Below are 26,182 nucleotides of genomic sequence, written 5' to 3'. Positions count from 1 at the left end.
CGCCTCAGACGCACCCCGCTCCCCGCATGAACCCCGAAGGGATTACATGGCCGGCAAAAGCACCTTGTCGATCACATGGATGACGCCGTTCGATTGATCCACATCGGCGATGGTCACAGTGGCGGCATTGCCCTGTTCGTCCTCGATCATCACCATGCCGTCCTTGACCATGGCCTTGAGCGTGCAGCCCCCGACTGTGGGCACGTCATGCACACCGCCGTCGTCTTCGATCATACCGACGAGCGCCTCGGACATCACGTCAGCGGCAACCACGTGGCAGGTCAGGATTTTGGTAAGCTGGTCTTTGTTCTCCGGCTGAAGCAGGGTCTCAACCGTGCCCTCCGGCAGCGCGGCAAAGGCGTCATTGGTGGGCGCAAAGACGGTGAACGGACCCTCGCCCGACAGCGTCTCGACAAGACCCGCAGCCTGCACGGCCGCCACAAGCGTGGTGTGGTCGGCGGAATTCACCGCATTTTCGACGATATTCTTGTCAGCGAACATCTCGGCGCCGCCCACCATCGGGTTCTTGGCCATGTGATCGTCCGCAAATGCGGTGGTGGCCAGAAGCGTCGCAGTGGCGGCGGCAAAAATCGTGCGTTTCATAAGGTCTCTCCCTTTTATGCCCCGACCCAGTGTCGAGGTTGTCAGGGATACGGGACGGATCGCCGGGCAGATCACCGCACAAATATCACGACGGATCACAGGGCCGTGAGGCTTTGCACAGGACGCCCTCGGAGAATGCGGGCCTCTGCGGCGCACTGCCCCTTGCACCTGACGCCTCGACAGGGCAAGAAGTCAGGTGAGTGAGAAATCAGAACGGGCAAGATCATGGACGCGAGCGCAAAACCGACCGAAACCATTTCCGTGCGCGATGTTTTCGGCATCGACACCGACATGACGGTGAAAGGCTTTGCCGAGGCCTCAGACCGCGTACCTGCGATGGATCCGACCTATAAATTCGACCCGGACACCACGATGGCGATCCTCGCGGGCTTTAGCCACAATCGCCGCGTGATGGTTCAGGGCTATCACGGCACGGGCAAATCCACCCACATCGAACAGGTGGCCGCGCGCCTCAACTGGCCCTCGGTGCGGGTGAACCTCGACAGCCACATCAGCCGGATCGACCTGATCGGGAAAGACGCGATCAAACTCGTGGACGGCAAACAGATCACCGTGTTTCAGGAAGGCATCCTGCCCTGGGCGCTGCGCAACCCCTGCGCCATCGTCTTTGACGAATATGATGCGGGCCGCGCCGATGTGATGTTTGTGATCCAGCGTGTGTTGGAAGCGGACGGCAAGTTGACGCTTCTCGACCAGAACGAGGTGATTACACCGAACCCCTATTTCCGCCTCTTCGCCACCGCGAACACCGTGGGCCTCGGCGACACGACGGGCCTGTACCACGGCACGCAACAGATCAACCAAGCGCAGATGGACCGTTGGAGCCTTGTGGCGACGCTCAACTATCTGAGCCACGACGCGGAAGCGAACATCGTTCTGTCGAAAGCGCCGCATTACAACACGGAGAAAGGCCGCAAGACGATCAGCCAGATGGTGACCGTCGCGGACCTGACCCGCACGGCCTTCATGAATGGCGATCTCTCGACCGTGATGAGCCCGCGAACCGTGATCACTTGGGCGCAGAACGCCGAGATTTTCCGCGATGTCGGCTATGCCTTCCGCCTGACCTTCCTCAACAAATGCGATGAGTTGGAGCGTCAGACCGTGGCCGAGTTCTATCAGCGGTGCTTTGACGAGGAACTGCCCGAGTCGGCGGCCTCTGTCGCGGGCTAAACCGCCTCCACAGACGAGATTGAAAGCGGGCCTTCGGGTCCGCTTTTTCTTTTAGATCAACGACTTCTCCGAGACCGCATCAGCGTTAAGACGTGAGAAGGCAATTTCTGCTATACTGGTCGAATGCGATGGCTATCCAGCATAACCGCCGCAATGATCAATTGGTTCATCGCGGCCCTGCCCGCCCCGGCCCTTCCGGTCTGGGACAGCATCACCTCGGCCCCTCTGTTGCGCGAATTTGCTTATTGTGCGGGGCGATATTCGGCCGAGTTGGAATTCAGCTGGATGTTTTCGAACATCGACAGCGACCAGATCGCGCGCGAGCGACTGGCGATGATTTCTCTTCTTGAGGCCGTCACCCCACCCGACAAGGGGCCCGAGGTGCTGCATCTGCGGCTGGTCGCCAAAGTCGCCCATGCCGAACTTTTAACACGGATGTGGTTCGGGACAGGGCCGGAGGAGGCCCGCATCGCTCAGCAACGCGCCGAAGTCGAAATCGCACATTGCCGCGCCCTGATTTTAAGCTGAGCCCAAAAGGTATATCCAAAGTATATACAAATCCCTTGCCAGAACGACGAATCCCGCCTAGCCTCAATGTAACATTCCCACGACAGACAAAGGCCATGACACGACACGCACGCACAGAGTCTCTTTTCCAAACCCGCTCCAAACCCTTGGGCTGGACCGGAAAAACGGCTGCGCTTCTGTGTCTTATGGCCACCTTTGCCGCACCGCTGCGTGCCGCGCCCCTGCCCGCCGACGATCCTCTGGCCCGGCAATTCGCCTATTGCGCCGGACGGCTGTCGGCGGAGGCGCAGCATCATGAGGATCGGGAACTCTACGCGTTGAAAGAGGCGATGCAGGAGCTTTTGGCGGCGCTCATGTCGCCGGGCTCAGAGCCCGCCTATGAAGAGCTGCGCATCGCGGGCCATGTGGCCCAGAGCGACTTGCTGGCCGTGTCACGGTTTTCCTTTGACCCGCGCGAAGCGGACCGGGCCAAGTCGCTGGCCGCCGAGAACATGCGGCAGTGTCGCGGCATGCTTCTCGGAGGCTAACCCCTACCCCAAAAACGTAAAAAGGCCCGCCAAAATGACGGGCCTTTTTGCCATACATGTGCGTGGTTTATACCATCGTTAGAGAGGCTTACGCCTCGCGCGCCGCTTTCGTGGCTTTGGTCCACCAGGTCAGATCGCCCAGCATCGCTTCGACGGAGGGCAGAATACCCGCTTCGATCTCGGACATTTCGGCGTTGGCGCCCAGCGGCGAGACTTTGAAGAAGTCGGAGCCGGAGATGTAAACGGCGGAACGCACCGGCACCATTTGCAGGTTGATCACCACAGCGCGCAGATGCTCGACAGCACGTGCGCCACCGACGGAGCCGTAGCCGAAGACGGCGGCAGGTTTGCGCACCCATTCCTTGCCGGCCTGATCCAACGCGTTTTTCAGCGACGCCGGGATCGAGGAGTTGTACTCGGGCGTCAGGAAGATGTAGCCGTCATATTCGGCCATTTTTTCCTGCCAAGCGATGGCTTTTTCGTCAGAGGACGGCACCCAGAGGTTCGAGGCCATCTCGTTGAACATCGGCAGCTCGTAATCTTTCAGATCGACGAGATCAAAATCGAGCTCGGTGCTGAGCTCTTTCACTTTTGCGAACAGCCATTGCGCCGGTTTGTCGGCAAAACGGGCATCACGGGTGGAGCCAATCACAATGGCAATTTTCGGGTTGGACATAGGGACTTCCTTTTACATACGCACATCTACGGGAGGAGGAGGAGGTGATGTGACTTGGCCCCTAAATAAGTCTGCACAAACAGAGGCTTCAAGCCGCTATTGTGTGCGCGGGGGCTGCAAAGCCTGTGCACCCCTGCGATGGCCAGCTTTTTGGCGTATCCCCGGTCGCATCCCTGCACGCCCCTTTCGCTTGTCTTTCGCTTGCCGGGCCTCAAATCCCATGATTTAACGAGCCTATGACCAAGCCCTCAGACAACCCGGCCGATCCCTTCAAAAAAGCTCTCGCGGAAGCGACGAAAGTCCTGGCCGACGACAGCGATTTGACCGTCACCTATTCGATGGACCCCTCGGGGATTTCCGGTGATACCGTGCGCCTGCCGCAGGTCTCGCGCCGGATGTCGAAAGACGAGGTGCTGATCGCGCGCGGCACGGCGGATGCTTTGGCTTTGCGCCATAAATTCCACGATCAAGCGACGTTCCAACGCTATGCGCCGCCGGGACAGATGGCCTATGACATCTACAATGCGCTGGAAACCGCACGCTGCGAGGCGGCGGGTGCGCGGTTCATGCCCGGCACCGGCAAGAACATCGATGCCAAGATCGGCCATGACGCCATGCGCCGCGGCTATGACGGCATCGCGAAACGCGAAGACGCGCCGCTGGCGCAGGCGATGGGCTATTACCTGCGCGAGAAAGCCACCGGGCGGACCCTGCCCGCAGGTGCCGATAATGTGCTGGATCTCTGGCGCGATTTCATCGAGGGCCAGACCACGGACACCTTCGAAGACCTCGACAGCCTTTTGGAGGATCAAAAAGGCTTTGCCCGCCTCGCCCGCCGGGTGATCGAAGAGCTGGGCTATGGCGATCAGCTGGGCGAGGACCCGGATCAGACCGACCCGGAAGAGGATCAATCCGCCGAGACCGAGGAACAGGAAGAAGAGCCGGACAGCCAGGGCGAAGAGCAGGAGCAAGAGGACGAGAACGAGGCCAGCTCCGAGGACACCCAGGAAGAACAGCAGGACATGCAGGAGGCCACCGCGTCGTCCGACGACATGGCCGAGGATGAATTTTCCGAAGAGGTCGAGCTGCCGCAGGACGAAAGCGACGTCGAGCCGCCGCAGCCCGCGCCCATCTCGGATGCCGACCCGAATTATCAGGTCTTCACCTCCGCACATGACGAAGAGATCATGGCCGAAGAGCTGGCGGAACCTGCCGAATTGGAACGCCTGCGCGCCTATCTCGACCAGCAGTTGGAGCCGCTGAAAGGCGCCGTCTCGCGACTGGCGAACAAATTGCAGCGCCGTCTTCAGGCGCAACAGAACCGCTCGTGGGAGTTCGACCTCGAAGAGGGCATCTTGGACGCAGGCCGTCTGGCGCGTGTGGTGGCGAACCCGACGACACCTCTGTCGTTCAAGGTCGAAAAAGACACGGAATTCCGCGACACGGTGGTGACGCTTTTGCTGGATAACTCCGGCTCGATGCGCGGGCGGCCGATCTCGATCGCCGCGATCTGCGCCGATGTTCTGGCGCGCACACTGGAGCGGTGCAACGTCAAGGTCGAGGTGCTGGGCTTTACCACACGGGCGTGGAAAGGCGGGCTGTCACGCGAGGAATGGCTGAGCCAAGGCCGTCCGCAACAGCCGGGCCGCCTCAACGATCTGCGCCACATCGTCTACAAATCCGCCGACGCACCGATGCGTCGGACGCGGGCCAATCTTGGCCTGATGATGAAAGAGGGTTTGCTGAAGGAAAACATCGACGGTGAGGCGCTTGAATGGGCGCATCGTCGGATCACCGCGCGTCCCGAGGCGCGCAAAATTCTCATGGTGATCTCCGATGGCGCGCCGGTCGATGACAGCACTCTGTCGGTCAACCCCGCGAATTATCTGGAAAAACACCTGCGCGATGTGATCGCCATGGTCGAAAAACGCCGCCAGGTGGAGCTTTTGGCCATCGGCATCGGCCATGACGTGACCCGCTACTACGACCGCGCCGTGACCATCACCGACGCCGAACAATTGGCCGGTGCGATGACGGAGCAACTCGCCTCCCTGTTCGACAGCGACCCGCGGGCCCGTGCGCGCGTGATGGGCATGCGCCGCGCCTCTTGAGCGCTATTTGAGTATTTTAAACTGCAATGAAGGACATTGAAAAATGTTCCAAAGCTTTGACGTGACCTCTCGCCCCGACCAGGCCGCCCCGCGCGTGACCGCGCTGCGCCAAGAGATGAGCGAGGCCGGGCTCGACGCCTTTCTCGTGCCGCGCGCCGATGCGCATCAGGGCGAATATGTCGCCCCTTGTGATGAACGTCTGGCCTGGCTCACCGGCTTTACCGGATCGGCCGGGTTTGCCGTGGTGCTCAAGGGCCGCGCGGCCGTGTTCACCGACGGGCGTTATACGGTGCAGGTGCGCGCGCAATGCGATCCGAAGATTTTCGATTACGTCGACTGGCCGGGGACATCTTTGGGCGGCTGGCTTTTGGGCGAGACGGCGGAAAAGATCGGCTTTGATCCCTGGCTGCATACGATCCGTGAGGTCGAAGGCCTGCGTCAGATGCTTGCGGGCGGCGGCAAGGAGTTGATTTCCACCGGCAATCTGGTGAACAAAATCTGGAACGACCGGCCGGCGCGGCCCTCTGAACCTGTGGCGGCTCAACCCTTTGAGCTCACGGGTAAAACTTCTGAGGAGAAATTCACGGAGATTGGCGACGCTGTGGCCGCAGCAGGTGCAGAGGCGGTGGTGCTCACCCTGCCCGACAGCCTGTCGTGGCTGTTGAACATTCGCGGCTCTGATATTGCGCATAACCCGGTGGTGCAGGCCTTTGGCATTCTGACCGTCACGGGGCGGCTGATGCTGTTTGACGAGGCCGCGAAATACGCCCATCTCGGGCCGGACCCGCGCATTTCCATTCTGCCGCGTGCCGCCTTCGGGGCCGCCTTGGAGGAGCTGACGGGCCGCGTGCTGGTCGATCCCGGCAGCGCGCCTTTCGCGGTGAAAACCATGCTGAAACATGCCGAGATCATTGAGGGCACGGACCCCTGCATTCTGCCGAAAGCCTGCAAAACGCCCGAGGAAATCGCCGGTTCGCGCGAGGCACATCTCAGAGACGGGGCTGCGATGGTCGAGTTCCTGAGCTGGCTGTCCGAGCAGATGCCCGAGGATCTGACCGAGATCGAAGTGGTGAAACAGCTCGAATCCTTCCGCGCCGCCACAGGGAAACTCAAGGAAATATCCTTCGACACGATCTGCGGCTCCGGTCCCAATGGCGCCATCGTGCATTACCGGGTGACCGAGGACACGAACCGCGCACTCAAAGAGGGCGAATTGCTGCTGATCGACAGCGGTGCGCAGTATCAGGACGGCACCACCGACATCACCCGCACGGTTGCTTTGGGCGATCCGGGCGCCGAGGAACGCGCCGCTTTCACCGCCGTGTTGCAGGGCATGATCGCAATTTCCACCGCGCGCTTTCCACGCGGCGTGGCGGGCGGGCACCTCGATGCGCTGGCGCGGGCGCCTCTGTGGCGGATGGGCCGAGACTTTGACCACGGCACCGGGCATGGCGTCGGCGCCTACCTGTCGGTCCACGAAGGCCCGCAGCGGATTTCGCGGCTGTCGATGTTGCCGCTTGAAGAAGGCATGATCCTGTCGAACGAACCGGGCTATTACCGCGAGGGGGCCTATGGCATCCGCATCGAGAACCTGATCGTGGTGCAAGAGGCGCCTGAACTGACCGGTGCCGATCCGCGCGATATGCTAAGTTTCGAGACGCTCACCTGGGTGCCAATCGACCGTAGCCTGATCCTCGCCGACGAGCTGGCGCCTTGGGAACAGGATTGGATCAACGCCTATCACGAAGAGGTCTGGGACAAGCTCAAGGATCGGGTCTCAGAGCATGCCAAAATCTGGCTGAGACAAGCGGTGGCCCCCGTCTGACATATACCTGACATGCAAAGCCTGCTAAAACCTTGTCGAAACCGACAAATCTGCGTTTTGGCGCCCCTTTATAAGACGTTTTGACGGGACGTTTTCAGGCCCGTCTGGCTTCCAGCTTGGGACAAAAGGGGCTAAGCTGCGCGCAACACAAATAAAAAGGACGACGACATGGGAGATCACATCAAAATTCGCCCCGCTGCGGGCAAATGGGTGGTGCGGGCTGGCGGGGCCGTTCTGGGCGAAACCGCCAATGCATTGGAGCTGACCGAGGGCGATTACCCGCCGGTGATCTATTTCCCGCGCGAGGACCTTGCCATGGCGTTTCTCGAAGAGACCGACACGGTCGCGGCCTGCCCGTTCAAAGGCACCGCCAAGCATTTCGACATTCACACCAAATCCGTGGTGATCGAAAACGCCGCCTGGAGCTATGAAGAGCCCAATGAGGTCGCCGCCGAGGTCAAAGGCTACATCGCCTTCTACGCGCAAAAGGCCGCTGTCGAACAGCTTTGAGCTTTTTCTTGGTCTAAATACTCATTGAAAGACGCGGGCCAAAAGGTCCGCGTTTTGCGTTTACGAATGCTCTTCCGCCGCCGTCTCCGCCAGTTTGCGCGAAAACACCCGAAGCGCGTCGACCTGAAACAAAGCGCCATGTAGCTCGGCGCCCGTGTCCTCGCGCAGGGTCACGACAGGAATGAAGATCAGATTGTTCTTTTCAAACAAAGGCATGGCCTTTTCCAGCGTGGCATTGGGCGAGAGGTAAATCCCCTGCCCGATCAGCTCGCGACAGGCGTCTTCCGAGGCCGCGCGGGGCGCATCGGGTTTGCGGTAGCATTGATGCACCCTGACGGTGGCCAAGAGATAGGCCTGAGGCCCCGCCGCCAAATGCACATTGCGGCGCTCCAGAAGCGTGAGGAAGAACGAGCGATCCACAAAGCGCGAAGCCAAAGCCGTGGACAAGGAGACGGTGACCATGACGGCCAACCCCGTCTGCCAGTCGCCGGTGAGTTCGAAAACGATCAAGGTGGTGGAAATCGGCGCGCCCAGAACAGCCGCAGCCACAGCGCCCATCCCCGCCAGCGCGTAGAGCGTCGCGGTGCCGGAGACGGTCGGAAAGATCGCCGTCGCCACAAGACCAAAGGACAGGCCGGTCAAGGCCCCCACCATCAGTGCCGGAGAAAACACCCCCCCACCCATGCGCCCCGCCATGGTGATGGAGACGGCGATGACCTTGATCACCGTGTAAATCACCGCCTGCCACAACAAGAGCTGTCCGGTGAGCGCGTAGGAGGTCGTCTCATAGCCGACCCCGATGATATGCGGGAATTGGATGGCAATGAGGCCCAGCAAGAGCCCGGCGAAGGCGGGTCTGAGCACGGGCGGCAGGTGCAGCTTTTCCTGCACCCAAGTGCCGAAATCATCCGCCATGAAAATCGTCCGCATCATCAGGACGGCGACCAGCCCGCACAACAGCCCGAGCAGCAAAAAGGCCGGCAATTCGACGTAGAAGGTCAGCGCGCCCTCGGCGGCCAGCGTAAACTCGGTGACACCGCCGAATTCCATCCGGTTGATCACCGTGCCTGCCACGGAGGCGATAGCAATCGGGGCAAAAGCATGCACCGCGAAATGACGCAGCACCACTTCGAGCGCGAACAAGGCGCCCGCGATGGGTGCGTTGAAGGAGGCGGAAACGGCGGCGGCCACGGCACAGCCCAAGAGATCCCGCCCGGTGATACCATCGGCATGTAAGCGGTTCGACACCCATGTGGAAATCACCCCTGCCAAGTGCACCACGGGACCTTCGCGCCCCGAAGAGCCGCCCGTCGAAAGCGTGATGAGAGAGGCCAGTGCAGAGGCAAGGCCCGCACGTTTCTCCACCCGGCCCTCATTCATCGCGGCGCCCTCGATCACATCGGCGACCGAGCGCACGCGGCCGTCCGGCGTGAACCAGTTCAACACGATGCCGACCAAAAGCCCGCCAAACACCGGCAAAAGCAAGACCCAGAACCAAGGCAGTTCGCTTGCAAAACTGTGCAGGTGGCGCAGGTCATGGGTGCCGTAAAACAGCCCCTGCAAATAATCGATCGCCTTGCGAAACGACAGCGCGGCAAAACCCGAGGCGATCCCGATCAGAAGCGCGATGAACCAGAACTGAATCTGACTCGGACCACGACGGCGCATCAGATCGAGCGCCTCGATCAGACCCTCGCGAATGTCCTGAAACGCTTTCGCCGGATATGCCGTTTTGTCTTCGGCCATCTGCCTGCTGTCCCCCTCTTGTCTTTCAGCGTGACTTTCGGCACCTGACGCAACGACAGTCACCTAAACCTGCCCAGCCATGCGCATCCGCTTTCCCTGACTGCCCGCCTCCTTTATGGTCGCCGGGCCTTAACAGACAAGTGAGTCCCCATGTTTGACACAGCCTATGCCGCGCTTTCCAATGTTCTAGAGGGTCGGCTCACCCGATCCAAGTCCGAACTCGATCAGCATGGCCTGTCTGAGACTTGGTTTCCGCACACGCCACCCGAAGCGGTCGCTTACCCGGAGACCACTACAGAAGTCTCCGAAATCATGAAAATCTGCCACGCCCATGGTGTGCCCGTCACCGCCTTCGGCGCAGGCACCTCTTTGGAGGGTCAGACACTCGCGACGACCGGCGGTCTGGTGGTGGATTTCAACCGCATGAACCGGGTGCTGCGGGTCAATGACGCCGATATGGACGCCGTGGTTCAACCCGGCATCACCCGCGAGGCGTTGAATGTCGAGCTGCGCAGCACCGGGTTGATGTTCCCGGTCGATCCCGGTGCCAATGCCTCTCTCGGCGGCATGGCGATGACGCGCGCGTCGGGCACCACCGCCGTGCGCTACGGCACGATGAAAGAGAATGTCATCGGGCTAGAGGTCGTTCTGGCCGACGGGACCATTATTCACACCGGAAGCCGCGCGCGGAAATCCTCGGCGGGCTATGACCTGACCTCGCTTTTTGTCGGCTCCGAGGGCACGCTTGGGCTGATCACCGAAATGACCGTGCGGCTCCATGGTCAACCGGAGGCGATCTCCGCCGCCGTCTGTTCCTTTGACGAAATCACCCCCGCCGTCGAGGCCGTGATCGCGACGATCCAGATGGGTCTGCCGATGGCGCGGATTGAGTTTTTGGACGCCGAAAGCGTCGATGCGGTGAACAAATATGCGGGCGCGGATTTCCCGCTGAAACCGCATCTTTTCGTCGAATTCCACGGCTCTGACGCCACCGTCGCCGAACAGGTCGAGACCTTTGGCGAGATCGTACATGATTTCGGCGGCTCGGATTTCGAATGGGCCGCCAAGGCCGAAGATCGCACCGCGCTCTGGACCATGCGCCACCATGCCTATTGGGCCTGTCTGGCGCTGCGCCAAGGCGCAAAAGCGGTGGTCACCGACATCTGTGTGCCGATCTCGAAACTGGCCGAAGCGGTCGAACAGACCCGCGCCGACATCGCCGCCTCTCCGCTGCACGGGCCGATCTTGGGCCATGTCGGCGACGGCAATTTCCACGCAATCCTGCTGGTTGATCCGAATGACGAGGCGGAGATCAAAGAAGGCAAACGTCTGGCGCATCTGATGGCCGAACGCGCGCTGAAACTGGGCGGGACCATCACGGGCGAACATGGCATCGGCATCGGCAAAAAGGGCCTGATGCCCGCAGAACATGGCGCCGCCTGGGGCATCATGGGTCAGCTCAAAGCAGCGATGGACCCGACGAATATCCTGAACCCCGGCAAGTTGGTGCCGTAAGAAAGACCGAAAAAGCAAACGGGCGCGGAAACCTCCGCGCCCAAAACTCGCTACCCTTCACGGGCAACAGTGTGACAGACAGATGCTACAGATTGATTAAAGCTTTTCTGCTCAAACCCGGAGTCAGGTTTAGGCTCAGGACCCTAAGCAGAAACGCTTTAAATCGGCTTGAAAGCATATGTTGCGGGGCCAAATTTTTCGCCAATCTGATATCCCATGTCGGCCAAAATCGTCACATTGGCATCGTAATTCTCATCAAACACCTCAACGAGCAGAAGTGGACGGCACCGCCCCAAAGTCTCGTATGCACCGCGCAACACCGCGTCCTCAGCACCTTCGACGTCAATTTTCATCACGGCCAGATCCGTAAGGCCCAGATCGTCAACTCTCAGCGCCGGCACAGTGGCTGGCTGATTGGCGATATTTATCGAAATTTCACCAGGTTGATCTGACAAGGCACAGTTAAAAACCCGGATTTTCTCATGAACATCGTTGGCTTGAAATAGTTCCTCTGCACGAAGGATATGACGAATGTAGGGCTCAAACGCATATACAGTACGAGATTTACAGAATTTCGCAAAAAACAAAGAATGATTGCCAATGTTCATGCCTGCATCAAGGTAGGTCCCCGCAGCAGTCTGTGCCCGGACGAAACGCAAAAGCGCCTGCTCGTAAAATCGTCCTTTTGCCCAATGCCTACCAATAATTCCGCCGTGATTGTTGGGCAGTTTTGCGGTTCGTCCACCAAACTGATGTGAACTATATGTGTAAGGTTCTAACAAAACTGTCTCCAAGCTATCGTTCAAAGCGTCCGCAGTTGAGATTTAGACGACACTACATCTCGCTATGCAAGAACACTTCGTATCTCGTTCGCGACTTGTGCGGAAAACAGGTCGCAACACGTCTCAAGGTCGAATGAATTCATGTAGACTTCAATCTTGCCAGGGCGGCAACAGAAAAGGAGGCAATCAGCCGTCTCCTTTTTCGAACCGGTTCACCCGACCCCTGAAAGCTTTGTTCGAGATAAGTACAGCTTGGGCGAAACCAATTCCCCCCCGCCATGAGTAAAAATCAAACTCTAACCCGCCAAAAGCGACCTTGCTGCCTCCCGCGCTGCGTCGGAAATGGTATCGCCGGACAGCATCCGCGCCAGCTCATCGACTCGCGCGCCTGCGTCCAGCGGCGTCACCTCAGAGAGCGTCACGCCCGCCTCGACCCGTTTCGACACGCGCCAATGATGACCACCAAGCGCCGCCACCTGTGGGCTGTGGGTCACGACAAGCACCTGCCCCTCGTCCGAGAGCGCCTTGAGGCGTCGCCCGACCGCATCGGCCGTGGCGCCGCCGACACCGCGGTCGATCTCGTCGAAAATCATCGTCACGCCGGTCTGGTCGCGGGTCAGACAGACCTTAAGCGCCAAAAGAAAGCGCGACAGCTCGCCGCCAGAAGCGATCTTGCCCAGAGGCCCCGCCGGTGCGCCCGGGTTGGTCGCAACAGTAAAGGACACCTCGTCGCGGCCCTCCGCGCCCGGCTCGCCTTGGCTGACCTCGGTCGCAAACACCGCGCGCTCCATCTTCAGAGGCGCCAATTCGCGGGCCATGAGGGCGTCGAGTTCGGACGCGGCCTTTTGGCGTGCCTCGGTCAGAGCCGACGCTGCGGCATCATAGGCGGCCTCCGCCTGTGTCACCGATTTGGCAAGCGCCGCCAAATCGCCTGCGCCACTGTCGAGTGCTGCGAGTTTGGTGCGAAATTCCTCGCCCAATGCCGGCAGGTCATCGGCCAGAACATTATGCTTACGGGCCAGGCCTCTGATCGCAAAAAGCCGCTCTTCGAGGGTCTCAAGCTCATGCGGATTGAAGCGCAAGGACTCGATGCACTCTTCAACATCGGATTGCGCCTCGGCCAATTCATTGAGCGCCCGGCCAAGCGCCTCGATCGCGCTATCAAGCCGCCCATCGGCCTTTTCCGCCGCCCCTTCGAGCCATTTGAGCGCATCCGACAACATGCCCTCACCACCATCGTAGGAAATCGCCTGATGCGCCTTGGCGACATCTGCCGCGATCTTTTCCGCCGATTGCATGAGGCGGCGTTCGGCGTCCAATTTGGCCTCTTCACCCGGCTCCGGCGCCAGCGCGTCGAACTCGCCCACGGCATGACGCAGGAAGTCCTCTTCCTCTTTCAGAGCCGCCTGTTCAGCCTCTGCCAGAGCCAGCGCTTTGCGCGCCGAGGCCAGCGTTTTCCATGCAGTCCGGGTCGCCGCCAACAGCGTGTCCACACCACCAAAGGTGTCGAGCAACACGCGATGCCCGCGCGGGTTCAAAAGCCCGCGGTCGTCATGCTGGCCATGCAGCTCGACCAGAACCTCCGACAGACGCCGCAGCACATCGCCCGACACGCGTCGGTCATTGACCCAGGCGGTCTTCCGACCGTCGGCCGTGTTCACCCGCCGCAGGATCAGCTCGCCATCGTCGGTGTCCATGCCGAGTTCGGTCAGGACCTCTTCGGCATCATGGCCTTTCGGCAGGTCGAAAACGGCGGTCACCTCGCCTTGTGCCGCGCCCGCACGCACCAGATCGGCGCGCCCGCGCCAGCCCAGTACAAAACCGAGACTGTCGAGAAGAATGGATTTGCCCGCGCCGGTCTCGCCGGTCAAAACGTTGAGACCCGGCTGAAACTCAAGTTCCAGCCGGTCGATGATCAACATGTCCCGGATGTCGAGACTTCTTAGCATTTTTGTGTGAGCCTCAGAGCCATTCGCCGCGGATCATCTGACGATAGATCGCGCCAAGCCAGTTGTTTTCAAAGGCTTTCGGCTCAAGCCCCTGCCCCGTCAGCAATTTGTAGCTGTCCTGATACCATTCGGTCGACTGATAGTTGTGACCGAGGATCGCACCAGCGGTCTGCGCCTCTTCCACGAGACCCAGCGCCAGATAGCTTTCGACCAGACGGTGCAGCGCCTCCGGCGTGTGTTGCGTGGTCTGGAATTGCTCGACCACGACGCGGAAGCGGTTGGTGGCGGCGGCGTAATGCTTGCGCTTGAGGTAATAGCGCCCGATCTCCATCTCCTTGCCAGCAAGGTGATCGAAGGCCAGATCGAATTTCAGAATCGCAGAGCGCGCATATTCGGTGTCGGGGTAGCGTTCGATAACGGCACGCAGAGCCTGCAATGCCTGGAAGGTCAGACCCTGATCGCGGCCCACATCGTCGATCTGGTCATAATAGGACAGCGCCAAAAGGTACTGCGCATAGGCGGCATCTTCGTCGGCGGGGTAGAAATCGAGGAAACGCTGCGCGGAAACGCGGGCGCTCTCGTAATCCTTGTCGCGGTGATAGGAGAAGGCCTGCATGATCAGCGCACGTTTGGCCCAGTCGGAATAGGGGTACAAACGCTCGACCTCGCCAAAATACTGCGCAGCGTCGCCGTAATCTTTTTGCGTGATCTCATATTCCGCGCGGGCGTAGATCTCTTCGGCCGGGTAGCCCTCCAAATCGCGCGTCGGAGCATTGTTCCCGCAGGCTGTCAGAAAAGCCATGGAAAATCCAACAACTACTGCGAAATGACCTGTTTTTCGTGCCGTCATGAAAGGCCCTACCCTCACCGTTCCACACGCCCCTCCTTGGGGGCGTGCCCACACTCCTAGCACAGAAAAATCCGAGGCAAAACGCCTTTAGACGGGAAAAGTCGTCACGTGATCGTCACGTCGAAAAATGCGCGGGACTGTGGGGTTATCCTGTTGCTCGCCCAAGCCGAAAGAAGAGCCGAAAGATCAGGCGCAAAAGGCCAGATCAGCGCGGCTGACACCGGCACCCGGCAGGCGTTTCGCGGTTTTCGCGTCCACCGTGACAAAGGCCCAGGCCCCCGGCGTAGCAAAGAGTTTGCGCAAGAGCGCATTGGTCACCGCATGGCCGGATTTCTGACCGACGTAGCGCCCCAGAATCGGTGCACCCGCAAGGTAGAGATCGCCCAGAGCATCGAGCATCTTGTGACGCACCGGCTCGTCCGCATGGCGCAGACCGGAGGGGCCACCGTTGACCTTATCGTCATCGAAGACGACGGCGTTCTCACCGGCGACACCGCCCAGAGCCAGACCATTGGCCTGCATCATATCGACCTCGGCCTGACGGCAGAAGGTGCGGCAATTCGACAGTTCACGCACGAAGGCGCCATTCGCCATCACGAGATGTTTGTCCTGCACACCGATCGCGCGATCCGCGAAGTCGATGTGGAATTCGATTTCCATCGTGTCGGAGGGTTCAAGGCGCGCAGTGGCGCTCTCGGTCTCAACGACGACGGGTTTCAGGATCTTGAGCGCCCGCGCCGGACCGTCCTGACGCACGAGGCCAGCGGCCAGGATACCATCGACGAAGGGGGCCGCGGAGCCATCGAGGATCGGCACTTCCGGACCATCGACAGAGACGATGACATTGGTCACGCCACAGCCCGCCAGCGCCGCCATGATATGTTCGATGGTCGACAGCTCGACGCCATCTTCGTTGCGAATGAGCGTGCAAAGCTGCGAGGGAACGACAGCATCCCAACGCGCGGGAATGCGGGCATTCACATCAGCAGTGAGATCGGAGCGCACAAAGACGATGCCATGCCCCGAAGGTGCAGGCGAAAGCACAAGGCACGCGGGCGTCCCGGAGTGGAGACCCACCCCGTCAAACCGGATTTCTTTTGCGACTGTGCTCTGCACTTTGTGCCTCATGTTTTAACTTTTTGTTCACCTCTGCCCAAATACACTTCGGGCTTGGTTGATATTGAAATAACCATTCCCCCCGCCCCACCTCAACTCAATCTTTGTAACGGATTGAAACATCTCCCTTTGAGCAGAGGCAAAAAACCGCGCAGGATTTTGCCGCAATGCGGCAATCCATTGTTTTAAAATGAAAAAGACCGCCCGAAGGCGGCCTTTTAGGGTCTGTAATATCTGTGATTGTGACCTAAGGTCATGTGGTTCATAACGGCCCGATCACAGACTTATGTCAGTTGGCCTGACGACGCAGGAAGGCCGGGATTTCGATTTTCTCGGCGTCCGGGTTCGGGTCCTGATCCTCGTCATAGGCCTGATGCACCTGCGGACGCACCTGCGGCTGGGCACCGAAACGGGCCTGCTGCGGTTGCGGTGCGGGCGCGGCAGGAGCGGCCTGATGACGTGCCTCTTCTTCGCCGCCATGGCCGGTCATACGACCGATCAGGGAGTTGATGCCAAAACGGGCCGGTTTGGCTTCTGCGGCGGGATGGGCCGCCGGTTGGGCGTAACGCGGTTGCTGTTGCTCGTGACGCACGTCGGCGCGCGGCTGTTTGGAGACAGCGGCCTGAAGACGGGCCATGGCTTCCGGCGACGGCGTGCCCGGAGCGGGCGCGCGGGGGGCCACGAAAGCGTCGGCCTGCGGTTCGTGCATGGCCGGTTGCGGCGCGGGCTGCGGGCGCGGCTGATAGGCCGGCGGCGGCAGATCGTCGTCGAGCGCGCGGAAGGACTCTTCCGGTGCAGAGGTGCGGGCCTCAGCACGGGCATGCGTTGCCTGCGGATCGAAGACATCAAGGGTCGGCTGGGCAGGCTCTTCGTAGGCCGCGGCCTCGACTGCGGCGGCAGCAGCCACAGCGGCGGGAGCGGCTTGTTCAAGCTTTTCCTCGACAACGGTCGGCTCTTGCAGCGGCTCGGCCAGACGACGACGCGGCACCGGCACTTCGGCAACCACGGTGGCGTCGATGCCGGTGGCGACGACGGACACACGCATCGCGCCATCCATGTCGTTGTCGAGCGTGGAGCCGACGATGATGTTGGCTTCCGGGTCCACCTCTTCGCGGATGCGGTTGGCGGCTTCGTCCAGTTCGAACAACGTCAGGTCGTGCCCGCCGGTGATGTTGATCAGAACGCCCTTCGCACCTTTCAGAGAAATCTCGTCCAGAAGCGGGTTGGCGATGGCTTTCTCGGCGGCCTGCACGGCGCGATCTTCGCCGGTGGCTTCGCCGGTGCCCATCATCGCCTTGCCCATTTCGTCCATCACAGAACGCACGTCGGCAAAGTCGAGGTTGATGAGGCCCGGACGGACCATGAGATCGGAGATGCCTTTGACGCCTTGGTACAGCACGTCATCGGCCATGGAGAAGGCCTCGGTAAAGGTGGTTTTCTCGTTGGCGAGGCGGAACAGGTTCTGGTTCGGGATCACAATCAGCGTGTCGACCATTTTCTGAAGCTGCTCGACGCCCTCGTCCGCTTGGCGCATACGTTTCGCGCCTTCGAACTGGAAGGGTTTGGTCACAACGCCGACGGTCAGAACGCCCAGCTCACGTGCGGCCTGCGCGATGATCGGAGCCGCGCCCGTGCCGGTGCCGCCGCCCATACCGGCGGTGATAAAGCACATATGCGCGCCCGCCAGTTGATCGACGATGGCCTCGATGCTTTCCTCGGCTGCGGCGGCGCCCACGGAAGGACGTGCGCCTGCGCCCAGACCCTCGGTCACTTTCAGACCCATCTGGATGCGGGCCTGTGCCTTGGCGTGTTGCAGCGCCTGCGCGTCGGTGTTTGCCACGACGAATTCGACGCCCTCAAGCGCCTTTTCGATCATGTTGTTGACCGCATTGCCGCCCGCGCCGCCAACGCCGAAGACCGTGATCTTGGGTTTCAACTCGTCCCGCTCGGGCATCGTCAGATTCAAAGCCATGAGTGTACCGCCTGCTTTCTCTCGTGCCGGGGCGATTGCACATTCTGCCCAAACCGCCCGATGTCCCCGCCCCGTGAATCGGGGCAAACTTTACCTATTCACCCTTAATATTATGGGGTTTCGTCTACGGCGTCATCCCAAAAACACGGGAATGCCACAAAATATGGGGTATATTGCCGCTATTTTCGGCGGGATTTTGCGCATGAGGCCAGATTTAGCGGTTAACCATTCAGACATACGAAAAGAGGCGATCCCCCTCGCCCCCTACAAAAAGGGCCTGAGATGCCGCAAAGCATCGCTGTCATGTCCGGGCACTGCTCTTGTGCCTTATGTCTCTCCGACCCGTTTCCCGGGCCTTCTGCCTATATGTAGTGTTTATCACAGCCCCCGCAGGAGCTGCAATAGGGGCTGCAACCGCTTACCAATTGTCTTTGAACCAACGCACCGCGCGTTTCAGAGACCGCGCCGGATAGCGTTCCGCCGGGATCTCGAAGTCCCACCATTCGTCTTGCGGATTGGCCGCAAAGAGGCACAGGCCGACGGCGGAGGCAAAGGCCGCGCCCGTGGCCGCCTGCGGCAGGCCCTGGACCCGCAAAGGCCGCCCGATACGGACATTCTGACCAAGAATTTTCGGCGCCAGACTATCAAGCCCCGGAATTTGCGAGGCCCCGCCTGTCAGCACGATCTGCTGGCTGGGCATATGTTCAAACCCTGCGGCATCCAGACATTCGCGCACGCCTTCGAGGATTTCCTCGACGCGGGGGCGGATGATGCCGATCAACTCGGCGCGGCTCACAGTGCGACGGTCTTTCTCCCAGTCGCCACAATCGCTGCCGACCTCGATCATCTCGCGGTCGTCCATGCCGGTGGCGACGATGCCGCCGTAAAAGGTCTTGATCCGCTCGGCGGTCGCCAGCGGGATTTGCAGCCCCATTGCGATGTCGGAGGTCACGTGATCGCCGCCCATGCGCACGCTATCGGCATAGATCATGTGTTTCTTCATGAAGATCGACACATCGGTCGCACCGCCGCCCATATCGATACAGGCCGCACCCAGTTCCTGTTCATCTTCCACAAGAGCCGAAATGCCGGACACGTAAGCGCCAGAGGCCAGCCCCGCGACTTCGAGGTCGCAGCGTTTGATACAATAGAGAAGGTTCTGGATCGTGGCCGTGTCCACCGTCAGCATATGCATGTCGACGGCGAGATTCTGCCCGATTTGACCGCGCGGATCTTTGAGGCCGGAGCGGTGATCGAGCTGAAAGTTCACCGGCTGGGCGTGCAGCACATCGCGGTGGTTGCCGTAATCCGGCACGTCAGACGAGGCCAGCACGCGGGCGACGTCCTGTTCCGACACGGTGTCATATTCGACCTCGACCTGCCCCGCGATGCCATAAGAGCGCGGGCTGCCGCCGGAGAAACAGGCGATGACGTGATCCACGCGGGTCTGGGCCATCTTTTGCGCGGCCTGCACGGCGGTGCGGATGGCGCGTTCGGTTTCGGCCATGGCTTCGATCTCGCCGAACCGCACACCGCGCGAGCGGGTGGTGGCGGCGCCGATGACGCGGAAGGACGATTGACCGGCCAAGGCCCCGACCCCATCGCCGCCCATGAAACGCTCGCCGTCAAAGCGCAGCACCAGACAGGCGATTTTCGAGCTACCCACGTCGAGAATGGCAATCACACCGCGTTGCAGGGCGGCTTTGCGCATGTTCCGCATGGCCCGTTGGGCTTCGTACAAATCGGTCATCGATAAGACACTCCAAGTTCGACGCCCCGCAGGCGTTTCAATTCGTCTTGTGCAGCCTCTGTGAGACGCACGGTCGGTCGGGTCGGTCGGCGCATGTCGACCACGGCCACGTCACGCCCCAAAAGGTCTTTGGCCTGATCCAGCGCCACCACCTGCGCCAGCGCACCCAGCGGTTTGACCTCCGGCAGGAGGATCACCTGATCGCGGTCCAGCACAATGTTCCAGCGGCGTTCGCCCACCCGCACCAACCCGCGCAGACGCGGGGTCAGGGGACCGGCGGATTTGAGGATCGCCATGGCTTCCGGCACAACGCGATCCGCCCCCTCGCCCGCAATCAACGGCAGGTCGGGACGATCCAGACGGCTGCCCAAGGCGGCAACACGGTGCCCTTCGGCATCCAGCATCTCCAACCCCAGATCGGAGCGCCAGACCACGGCGGGCGTGCGCTCGACAATGTCGACCTGCAAGATGCCGCCCGCACGAACGTGCAGCCCGGCGCTTTCGACCGCATCCAGGCTTTCGACCTGCGCCAACAGCCCCGGCAGGTCGAGATCAAAGGAGGAGACCGGAAAATCCTGGGCCATGACTTCGCGAATGTCTTCGGACAGCTCGCCTGAGGCACCATCGATGGCCATGAGTTTGACCATGAATTCGGGGCGGTTCTGGACCTCGGCCTTGATCGCCATGACCTGCCCCATGAAGGCCTCGCGGTTGTCTTCAGGCGCAAACCAAAGCCCGATGCAGGCCGCGACGGCCGCGACCGGCGCGATGCGGCGGAGGAAAAAGCGGAACGACGGCGTGAGCCAGAGGCGGCTCATCCGGTAGGCGGTTCGCGACGGCGCCGGGTCGCGCGGACGCTGCGGCGCGCTCTCCGTCTCGCCGCTCTGACCACGGCGCGCACGGATGGCGCGGGCAACGGCTTCGGACACGCGGGCGGAGCCGCCAAGTGTCGGGCCTTTGGCAAATTCAGTGGGATCTATCGGTCGCATGAGGCGTCCTCCACCATCCATTTGCAGAACTGGCCAAAGGTGATGCCGCTCTTTTGCGCCTGCTCCGGCGAGAGCGAGGTCGGCGTCATGCCCGGCTGGGTGTTGGTTTCCAAAAGCACCAGACCGTCGAGGCCTTTGCTTTCATCCCAACGGAAATCCGTCCGCGACACACCACGACAGCCAAGCACCTGATGCGCCTTGAGCGCGTAGTCCTGACAGGCCGCTGCGATCTCTTCGGGGATTTCGGCAGGACAGACATGGCGCGAGCCGCCCGTGGCGTATTTCGCCTCATAGTCATACCAGCCATCGGTGAGAATATCGGTGACGCAGAGCGCCTTGTCGCCCATCACCGAACAGGTCAGCTCGCGGCCCGGCGCATATTGTTCGACCATGACCACCGCAGGCATCTCATCCGACAGGCGCGGCGCATTGGAGCCCTCGCGCACGATGTAGACGCCCACGGAGGAGCCTTCGTTATAGGGTTTCACCACATAGGGCGGGGCCATCACATGACCGGCTTCGACCTCAAAGCGGGACGCCAGTTTGGAGGGCACAATGGGCAGGCCAGCGGCACGGTAGACCTCTTTGGTCTTTTCCTTGTCCATGGCCAAAGCCGAAGCAAGCACGCCGGAGTGGGTATAGGGAAGGCGCATCCATTCGAGCAGACCCTGAACACAGCCGTCTTCGCCGAACCGACCATGCAGTGCGTTGAATACGACATCGGGCGCCGCCGCCGTCAGCTTCGCGCACAGGTCTTCGCCTGCGTCGATCTCAACCACTTCGAATCCTTCACCCCGAAGCGCCTCTGCGCATTCGCGACCGGAAGACAAAGACACCTCGCGTTCAGCAGAGGGACCGCCTTTGAGGACCGCGACTTTCGGGGACTGCCTGCTCGACATGTCCACTCGCCTCAAATTTACAGGATCGTCTTTTCGCGACCCGTGACACACTGGGCCATCTTATGTGGCCCTTTTGATATCGGGTCATCTTATGTGACCCTTTGAAAAACCGCCCCACTTCGGGGTCTGATTTACGCCCTTTCGGGAAAACACGCCCTGCTCAGAGCGCGTAAGGCACTTATGCCTCGGAAATTTGTGCTTCGGCAAGACCATCCGGGATCGGATCGCCAGAAAATTCGCCGATGCGCTTAATTTCCCACTGTAACGCGAGACCGGCGTTTTGAAATACTTTTTTTCGCACCGTCTCGCCCAAAAGTTCGAGATCGTGTGCTGTGGCCTCACCGATGTTGATCATAAAGTTGGAATGCATCTCGCTCATCTGCGCGCCGCCGATGGAAAAGCCGCGAAGCCCCGCGTCGTCGATCACCTTCCAGGCCTTCAGATCATGCACATCGTCGGCCTTACCCGTCGAAGAGAACCCCGCCGGGTTGCGAAACGTCGAGCCTGCGCTGCGCTCTTTGGTCGGCTGGGAGGCGTCGCGGCGGGCGAGTTGATCCACCATTCTGGCTTCAAGCTCGGCGGGATCGCCACGCTCGGCCTCAAAGGTCGCCTCGACGATCACATAGCCCTCTGGCAGATCGGTCTGGCGGTATTGGAAATTCAAATCCTCGGCAGTGAGCGTCACCAGTTCGCCAGCGCGCGTCACGGCCTTGGCAGAGACGAAATGATCGGCCACATAGGAACCGTAGCACCCCGCATTCATCCGCACAGCACCGCCGATGGCGCCGGGAATGGTGCGCAGAAAGGTCAGGTCCAACCCGGCCTGCGCCGCCTTGCGCGCCACATGGGCGTCCAGCATGGCGACCCCGGCAGTCACCCGATTGCCCTCGATCTCGATGCCATTAAACCCCCGCCCCATGCGGATCACCACGGCGCGAATGCCGCCGTCCCGCACGATCAGGTTGGAGCCGACGCCCATCGGAAAAACCGCGACGGAGGGGTCGAGAGCGGCGAGAAAGCTCTGCAAATCCTCAAGGTCCGCCGGCTGAAACAGAGCATCCGCAGGCCCGCCCACACGCAACCACGTGAGATCGGCCAAAGCCCGGTTCTCGGTCAGCTTGCCTCGGGGCGTGGGATAGGTCTGGGTCATAGGCGGCTCTCTTGCGTCGGATTAGGAGCGTCATAACAGATTGGGGGATGGGGGGAAGGGTTACTTCCCCGCCAGCAATTTACTCAGCGCCGCCGTGAGCGACGGATCAATGCCGCCCTCGTCTTTGATGATACCGTCAGAACTCGGCCGGAAGAGTGCAGCGTAGACCAAGGCACGCTGTTCTTGGGCCTCCTTGCTGGTATCTCCTTCCTCGATCAGACCGATATAAGTCTGGGCAAAAGCGCGGCGCTCACGCGCGTCCAAAACCAAGTGCCGCTCAGAGAGATATTGCTTCATCTGAATGCGGGTGAACCAGAGTGCGAGCGTTAAAAGCGTCAGCACGGAACCTGACAAGATCATGCCGCGAAAACTGAAACCTTTGCACAACTCTGGGTGATCAATAAGGTCACAACCCACAGGTGATAGAGCCAAAATCAAGTTTTCGCTGGGGTTCAAAAGCGTCGCGCCTACCCAAACGATGGCAGCTGCAATGACAATGAGGCCAACCACAAATCCGGTAAAGGCAAGCTTCCGACTTTTTTTGTGCTCTATTTCCTTTTCCGACCATAAGTCGACGGGAGCCTTAATTCGGTTCGCGGCGTGAAAAGCGTCAAATCTGGCCTGAATTTTGTTCTCATATTCTTTTTGAAGCTCCTGAAAGCGAAGTGCCAGATCAGATTCGTTTTTCTCAAGCGCGCGTTTAGTGTGATCAGCTATCGAATGCGCATACGAACTTGTGGCAGAAAGATCTTGATTTACGCCCTTCGCCTGACCTTCAACTTCCTCAAAACGCTCTTCAAGGCCAGACAAATCTTTTAAAAACTTCGGGATAGCTCGCTCAAGTTGCTCGACATGCCTAGAAACACTCTGCATTTTCTCATCCAGATCACGCTGCGGATCGAGAATAGAAAAGCGCCCCGCTTTAATCTCCTCAATTCGTTTTGAGATCGCTTCAGGCCCAGCTTCCCATGTCTCATCTTCTATCAGAGCAATTTTTCTATAGAATTCCCAAGAAGGCGGATATCTGACTGGGTTAAGAATGCCCGTATACCAGTCGCGCCAGACGCGCCAAACTCCGGGATCGTTTTGCTCTTCTTCCAGTGCTTTCAGAACATTCTGCCACTCTTCGCCCAAAAAGTTGACGCTGCTCCACAAAGCCAGAGCAAATAAATCTTTACCATTTTCCAATGACACACAGTCGGTTTGCACTTCTAGCCGAAGTGCTTCATCGAAAGACAAGCCAGTTGCAGCCCCGATGCCAGCATAAACTGTCGTTGCTGCATCAATCGCCGCCTCTGCCGCGCCCATAGCAGAGGCATATTGATACCCGAAATGTTGCACGATAATGGCATAAGCGGTAGCAACGGCAGAGTTCGCAGCACGCGCGATCCCTGCAGGCGGAGATTCCGCCGCAACCATTGAAATCAAAGTACAGCGAAGAACTTGCAGTGTTAATAAATCACTTGCGTGCTTTCCTTCAGACAAGCTCCACTGCCAATAAACCGGCAAAACCCGCAGCGCCGCCCGCGCAGCTATCGCAACCGCATCCTCATGGCTGCGCCCCTGCAACCACGCCTCAAGCGTCTCTCTGTCCTTAATCTCAGAAATATCCAAATCCGGCCCGTCCCAATCGCATCAATCTGACGCAAATCTTAAGGGTTTCCCCCGCAAACCGGAACAGGAATTTGCCCTATTCCGCCGGGCCTCGCGTCAGGGTTCGTCTGATCCACCGGCCCAAATACACCACAGGCCAGCGCAGGATCGATACGCCTGCGGCAAACACCACAAGTCCGATCCATGGGCCGTTCTCATAGGTGACAAATCCCAGAAGAGGAACCCCCAGCGCGATCAGCACATAGGCGGCCGGCCAATGGTGGCGGCGCGACGGGAACATCGCGATCACATTGGCGAGCACGGCCCAGAAACAGGCCAGAGTGAGGGACAGGGTCATAGCGGCCACTTCCTATTTGATCCCCCGCACAAGACGCCTCCATAGCACCTTGAGCGGCTTTCGAAACAAAGACACGGCAGCAGCTAAACCGATCAACACCGGCCAGACCCCATAGGTCAGCCCGGTCCAGATGAGCACCACGGGCAGCACGAGCAAAAGCACTGAACCGGGGAGAATCTGGTAGCGCAAGGGTAACGGAGCAAGCGCCATGGTGGCAAGCGCCCATAATGCGAGCGCTATCAGGGGATTATCAACGAAGGAAACAAGGGCTTTCATGACATGGTCCTCACGAGACCGCCCCAAAGGCAAACGCCAAGAGCGTCAAAAGCGCGAAAATCAGGCCGACGACGGGCACCCAAGCGGCCACACGGAAGGGCGCTTTGGGGCTTTGCCGTTTCAAAAGGATGAGCGCGCCGTTCACCAGCGTGAAGACCACCAAAAGGATCGTCGACGTCACGCCCGCCAGATCGGAGACCGGCAACACCAGTGCCGCGCCGATCACCACCGCGCCGATCAGGACGGTGGCCAGAACCGGCGTGCCGAACCGCGGATGGGCGTGGCGAAAGACCCCAAGCGGCCCGCCGCGTTTGCCGAGGCCAAAGAGCACTCGCGCGGCCATGACAACCTGCGCCAGAACCCCGTTCAAGGCGGCGGTGACAGCAATGGCAGAAAGCACGGCGACATGCCCGCCACCCGCTTCATAGACCAGCGCCAGAGGACGTTCGGAGGCGGCGAGGTCTTCGAGCGGGACGGCGCGCACGGCAGTCACGGTGACGCCCGCGTAGAGCAGCGTGGTGATGATCAGCGAGCCGATGATGGCGATGGGCAGGCTGCGCTCGGGGCGTTTGACCTCTTCGGCCATGTTGACGATGTCCTCAAAGCCGATGAAGGCGAAGAACGCGAGCGTCGCAGCGACACCGATGCCGGAAAAATACGGAGCGGCAGGGGCAGTGAAATCCGGCGACACGGGCGCCTGCCAGCCGGACCAGACGACAAGCAACAGGCCGATGACTTCGATCACGGTGAAAAGAGCCGCCATGGCGAGGCTTTCCAGCACGCCGATGATGGCGACGACCAAAAGCATGAGGCCCAACCCGACGACGGCGAAATTGAGGGGAATGTCAACGAATCCAGTGAGATAGCCCGCGCCACCTCGAAGCACGGCGGCGGCTGACACCGTCCCGCCCGCGACAATCGCAAGCCCGACGATCAGGCCCAAAGCCCGCGATCCGGTGCCCGCCTCGACATAGGCCGCCTCGCCCGCCGCTTCGGGGATGCGGGTGGACAATTCGGCGTAGGAGAGGGCCGAGGGCGCGGCGATCAGACCGGCGAGCAAAAAGGCCAAAGGCGCGTAAATCCCGGCCTGCGCCGCGACCGTGCCGACGAGGACATAAATCCCCGCACCGACCATGACGCCCACGCCATAAGCGGTGAGCAATCCGGGGCCGATGCGGCGTTTGAGATGATCGGACATGGCGGTCTCCAGAGAGGTTGTTCCAAGATTAGCCCGGAACAGCCCCTCTGTCTCTGCGTCAGAAC

General features: G+C 60.4%; 23 protein-coding genes. 7 read left to right on the top strand and 16 right to left on the bottom strand.

The genetic code is table 11. The annotated features are described in order from the left end of the window. Positions 1-42: 42 nt before the first annotated feature. Positions 43-603 (bottom strand): fasciclin domain-containing protein, encoded by a 561-nt coding sequence (locus LC094_RS02655; RefSeq protein WP_226550023.1) that lies wholly within the window; start codon positions 601-603, stop codon positions 43-45. A gap of 225 nt (positions 604-828) precedes the next feature. On the opposite strand from LC094_RS02655, the gene cobS reads away from it, so the two are divergent. From cobS to LC094_RS02640, 3 genes are all read left to right on the top strand, one after another. Next, positions 829-1,797 (top strand): cobaltochelatase subunit CobS, encoded by a 969-nt coding sequence (gene cobS, locus LC094_RS02650; protein ID WP_226550022.1) that lies wholly within the window; start codon positions 829-831, stop codon positions 1,795-1,797. A 153-nt stretch (positions 1,798-1,950) separates the two neighbouring features. Then, positions 1,951-2,325, top strand: coding sequence for a hypothetical protein (locus tag LC094_RS02645; RefSeq protein WP_226550021.1), 375 nt, complete (start codon positions 1,951-1,953; stop codon positions 2,323-2,325). Between the two features lie 95 nt (positions 2,326-2,420). Next, positions 2,421-2,852 carry a hypothetical protein gene (locus LC094_RS02640; protein ID WP_226550020.1) on the top strand — a complete coding sequence of 144 codons (432 nt, stop codon included), beginning with the start codon at positions 2,421-2,423 and terminating at the stop codon, positions 2,850-2,852. 88 nt (positions 2,853-2,940) lie between these two features. Here the strand turns inward: LC094_RS02640 and LC094_RS02635 are convergent, their stop codons facing one another. After that, on the bottom strand, positions 2,941-3,528 hold the full coding sequence (locus LC094_RS02635; protein ID WP_226550019.1) for an NADPH-dependent FMN reductase: 588 nt from the start codon (positions 3,526-3,528) through the stop codon (positions 2,941-2,943). A gap of 236 nt (positions 3,529-3,764) precedes the next feature. On the opposite strand from LC094_RS02635, the gene cobT reads away from it, so the two are divergent. From cobT to LC094_RS02620, 3 genes are all read left to right on the top strand, one after another. Next, complete coding sequence (gene cobT, locus LC094_RS02630; protein ID WP_226550018.1) at positions 3,765-5,639, top strand: cobaltochelatase subunit CobT; 1,875 nt, start codon at positions 3,765-3,767, stop codon at positions 5,637-5,639. A gap of 43 nt (positions 5,640-5,682) precedes the next feature. After that, entirely contained in the window at positions 5,683-7,464 is a 1,782-nt protein-coding gene (locus LC094_RS02625; protein WP_226550017.1) for an aminopeptidase P family protein, read from the top strand. Between the two features lie 168 nt (positions 7,465-7,632). Then, entirely contained in the window at positions 7,633-7,974 is a 342-nt protein-coding gene (locus LC094_RS02620; RefSeq protein ID WP_226550016.1) for a DUF427 domain-containing protein, read from the top strand. A 60-nt stretch (positions 7,975-8,034) separates the two neighbouring features. On the opposite strand, the gene LC094_RS02615 is transcribed toward LC094_RS02620, so the two are convergent. Further along, positions 8,035-9,720 (bottom strand): chloride channel protein, encoded by a 1,686-nt coding sequence (locus tag LC094_RS02615; RefSeq protein WP_226550015.1) that lies wholly within the window; start codon positions 9,718-9,720, stop codon positions 8,035-8,037. A gap of 150 nt (positions 9,721-9,870) precedes the next feature. On the opposite strand from LC094_RS02615, the gene LC094_RS02610 reads away from it, so the two are divergent. Then, entirely contained in the window at positions 9,871-11,235 is a 1,365-nt protein-coding gene (locus LC094_RS02610; RefSeq protein ID WP_226550014.1) for an FAD-binding oxidoreductase, read from the top strand. Between the two features lie 158 nt (positions 11,236-11,393). Here the strand turns inward: LC094_RS02610 and LC094_RS02605 are convergent, their stop codons facing one another. The 13 genes from LC094_RS02605 to LC094_RS02545 all read right to left on the bottom strand — a co-directional run bounded on the left by LC094_RS02605 (position 11,394) and on the right by LC094_RS02545 (position 26,117). Continuing rightward, complete coding sequence (locus tag LC094_RS02605; protein ID WP_226550012.1) at positions 11,394-12,041, bottom strand: FkbM family methyltransferase; 648 nt, start codon at positions 12,039-12,041, stop codon at positions 11,394-11,396. Between the two features lie 272 nt (positions 12,042-12,313). Further along, positions 12,314-13,966 (bottom strand): DNA repair protein RecN, encoded by a 1,653-nt coding sequence (gene recN, locus LC094_RS02600; RefSeq protein WP_226550010.1) that lies wholly within the window; start codon positions 13,964-13,966, stop codon positions 12,314-12,316. 13 nt (positions 13,967-13,979) lie between these two features. After that, a complete protein-coding gene (locus tag LC094_RS02595; protein ID WP_226550008.1) occupies positions 13,980-14,816 on the bottom strand; it encodes an outer membrane protein assembly factor BamD in 837 nt (278 codons plus the stop codon). A 186-nt stretch (positions 14,817-15,002) separates the two neighbouring features. Beyond that, positions 15,003-15,932: a UDP-3-O-acyl-N-acetylglucosamine deacetylase gene (gene lpxC, locus LC094_RS02590; RefSeq protein ID WP_226550006.1), complete on the bottom strand. Its 930-nt coding sequence runs from the start codon at positions 15,930-15,932 to the stop codon at positions 15,003-15,005. A 289-nt stretch (positions 15,933-16,221) separates the two neighbouring features. Continuing rightward, complete coding sequence (gene ftsZ, locus LC094_RS02585) at positions 16,222-17,904, bottom strand: cell division protein FtsZ (protein ID WP_226550004.1); 1,683 nt, start codon at positions 17,902-17,904, stop codon at positions 16,222-16,224. Positions 17,905-18,322: 418 nt separating this feature from the next. Further along, positions 18,323-19,654 carry a cell division protein FtsA gene (gene ftsA / locus LC094_RS02580; RefSeq protein WP_226550002.1) on the bottom strand — a complete coding sequence of 444 codons (1,332 nt, stop codon included), beginning with the start codon at positions 19,652-19,654 and terminating at the stop codon, positions 18,323-18,325. Continuing rightward, positions 19,651-20,643: a cell division protein FtsQ/DivIB gene (locus LC094_RS02575; protein ID WP_226550001.1), complete on the bottom strand. Its 993-nt coding sequence runs from the start codon at positions 20,641-20,643 to the stop codon at positions 19,651-19,653. The genes ftsA and LC094_RS02575 overlap by 4 nt, the downstream gene beginning before the upstream one ends. Beyond that, complete coding sequence (locus LC094_RS02570) at positions 20,631-21,542, bottom strand: D-alanine--D-alanine ligase (RefSeq protein ID WP_226550000.1); 912 nt, start codon at positions 21,540-21,542, stop codon at positions 20,631-20,633. Before LC094_RS02570 ends, LC094_RS02575 begins: the two co-directional genes overlap by 13 nt. A gap of 178 nt (positions 21,543-21,720) precedes the next feature. Then, positions 21,721-22,692, bottom strand: coding sequence for a UDP-N-acetylmuramate dehydrogenase (gene murB / locus LC094_RS02565; RefSeq protein WP_226549999.1), 972 nt, complete (start codon positions 22,690-22,692; stop codon positions 21,721-21,723). Between the two features lie 60 nt (positions 22,693-22,752). Further along, the gene (locus LC094_RS02560; RefSeq protein ID WP_226549998.1) at positions 22,753-24,306 is read right to left on the bottom strand and encodes a DUF6161 domain-containing protein; all 1,554 of its coding nucleotides are present in this window, start codon (positions 24,304-24,306) and stop codon (positions 22,753-22,755) included. A 76-nt stretch (positions 24,307-24,382) separates the two neighbouring features. Next, entirely contained in the window at positions 24,383-24,643 is a 261-nt protein-coding gene (locus LC094_RS02555; RefSeq protein ID WP_226549995.1) for a DUF2484 family protein, read from the bottom strand. Between the two features lie 12 nt (positions 24,644-24,655). Beyond that, a complete protein-coding gene (locus tag LC094_RS02550; protein WP_226549993.1) occupies positions 24,656-24,919 on the bottom strand; it encodes a DUF2484 family protein in 264 nt (87 codons plus the stop codon). A 10-nt stretch (positions 24,920-24,929) separates the two neighbouring features. After that, positions 24,930-26,117: an APC family permease gene (locus tag LC094_RS02545; protein WP_226549992.1), complete on the bottom strand. Its 1,188-nt coding sequence runs from the start codon at positions 26,115-26,117 to the stop codon at positions 24,930-24,932. Between the last annotated feature and the right edge of the window lie 65 nt (positions 26,118-26,182).

Origin of the sequence: Celeribacter naphthalenivorans, from assembly GCF_020524585.1 — a bacterium.
Taxonomy (GTDB): Bacteria; Pseudomonadota; Alphaproteobacteria; order Rhodobacterales; family Rhodobacteraceae; genus Celeribacter; species Celeribacter naphthalenivorans.
The sequence above is the reverse complement of the archived record's forward strand: the minus strand, read 5'-3'. Positions and strand labels throughout refer to the sequence as shown.

Excerpts from the sequence above, each read along its gene's own strand:
- LC094_RS02655 (WP_226550023.1), bottom strand. The coding sequence starts at position 603 with ATGAAACGCACGATTTTTGCCGCCGCCACTGCGACGCTTCTGGCCACC.
- cobS (WP_226550022.1), top strand. The coding sequence starts at position 829 with ATGGACGCGAGCGCAAAACCGACCGAAACCATTTCCGTGCGCGATGTT.
- LC094_RS02645 (WP_226550021.1), top strand. The coding sequence starts at position 1,951 with ATGATCAATTGGTTCATCGCGGCCCTGCCCGCCCCGGCCCTTCCGGTC.
- LC094_RS02640 (WP_226550020.1), top strand. The coding sequence starts at position 2,421 with ATGACACGACACGCACGCACAGAGTCTCTTTTCCAAACCCGCTCCAAA.
- LC094_RS02635 (WP_226550019.1), bottom strand. The coding sequence starts at position 3,528 with ATGTCCAACCCGAAAATTGCCATTGTGATTGGCTCCACCCGTGATGCC.
- cobT (WP_226550018.1), top strand. The coding sequence starts at position 3,765 with ATGACCAAGCCCTCAGACAACCCGGCCGATCCCTTCAAAAAAGCTCTC.
- LC094_RS02625 (WP_226550017.1), top strand. The coding sequence starts at position 5,683 with ATGTTCCAAAGCTTTGACGTGACCTCTCGCCCCGACCAGGCCGCCCCG.
- LC094_RS02620 (WP_226550016.1), top strand. The coding sequence starts at position 7,633 with ATGGGAGATCACATCAAAATTCGCCCCGCTGCGGGCAAATGGGTGGTG.
- LC094_RS02615 (WP_226550015.1), bottom strand. The coding sequence starts at position 9,720 with ATGGCCGAAGACAAAACGGCATATCCGGCGAAAGCGTTTCAGGACATT.
- LC094_RS02610 (WP_226550014.1), top strand. The coding sequence starts at position 9,871 with ATGTTTGACACAGCCTATGCCGCGCTTTCCAATGTTCTAGAGGGTCGG.
- recN (WP_226550010.1), bottom strand. The coding sequence starts at position 13,966 with ATGCTAAGAAGTCTCGACATCCGGGACATGTTGATCATCGACCGGCTG.
- LC094_RS02595 (WP_226550008.1), bottom strand. The coding sequence starts at position 14,816 with ATGACGGCACGAAAAACAGGTCATTTCGCAGTAGTTGTTGGATTTTCC.
- ftsZ (WP_226550004.1), bottom strand. The coding sequence starts at position 17,904 with ATGGCTTTGAATCTGACGATGCCCGAGCGGGACGAGTTGAAACCCAAG.
- ftsA (WP_226550002.1), bottom strand. The coding sequence starts at position 19,654 with ATGACCGATTTGTACGAAGCCCAACGGGCCATGCGGAACATGCGCAAA.
- LC094_RS02575 (WP_226550001.1), bottom strand. The coding sequence starts at position 20,643 with ATGCGACCGATAGATCCCACTGAATTTGCCAAAGGCCCGACACTTGGC.
- LC094_RS02570 (WP_226550000.1), bottom strand. The coding sequence starts at position 21,542 with ATGTCGAGCAGGCAGTCCCCGAAAGTCGCGGTCCTCAAAGGCGGTCCC.
- murB (WP_226549999.1), bottom strand. The coding sequence starts at position 22,692 with ATGACCCAGACCTATCCCACGCCCCGAGGCAAGCTGACCGAGAACCGG.
- LC094_RS02555 (WP_226549995.1), bottom strand. The coding sequence starts at position 24,643 with ATGACCCTGTCCCTCACTCTGGCCTGTTTCTGGGCCGTGCTCGCCAAT.
- LC094_RS02550 (WP_226549993.1), bottom strand. The coding sequence starts at position 24,919 with ATGAAAGCCCTTGTTTCCTTCGTTGATAATCCCCTGATAGCGCTCGCA.
- LC094_RS02545 (WP_226549992.1), bottom strand. The coding sequence starts at position 26,117 with ATGTCCGATCATCTCAAACGCCGCATCGGCCCCGGATTGCTCACCGCT.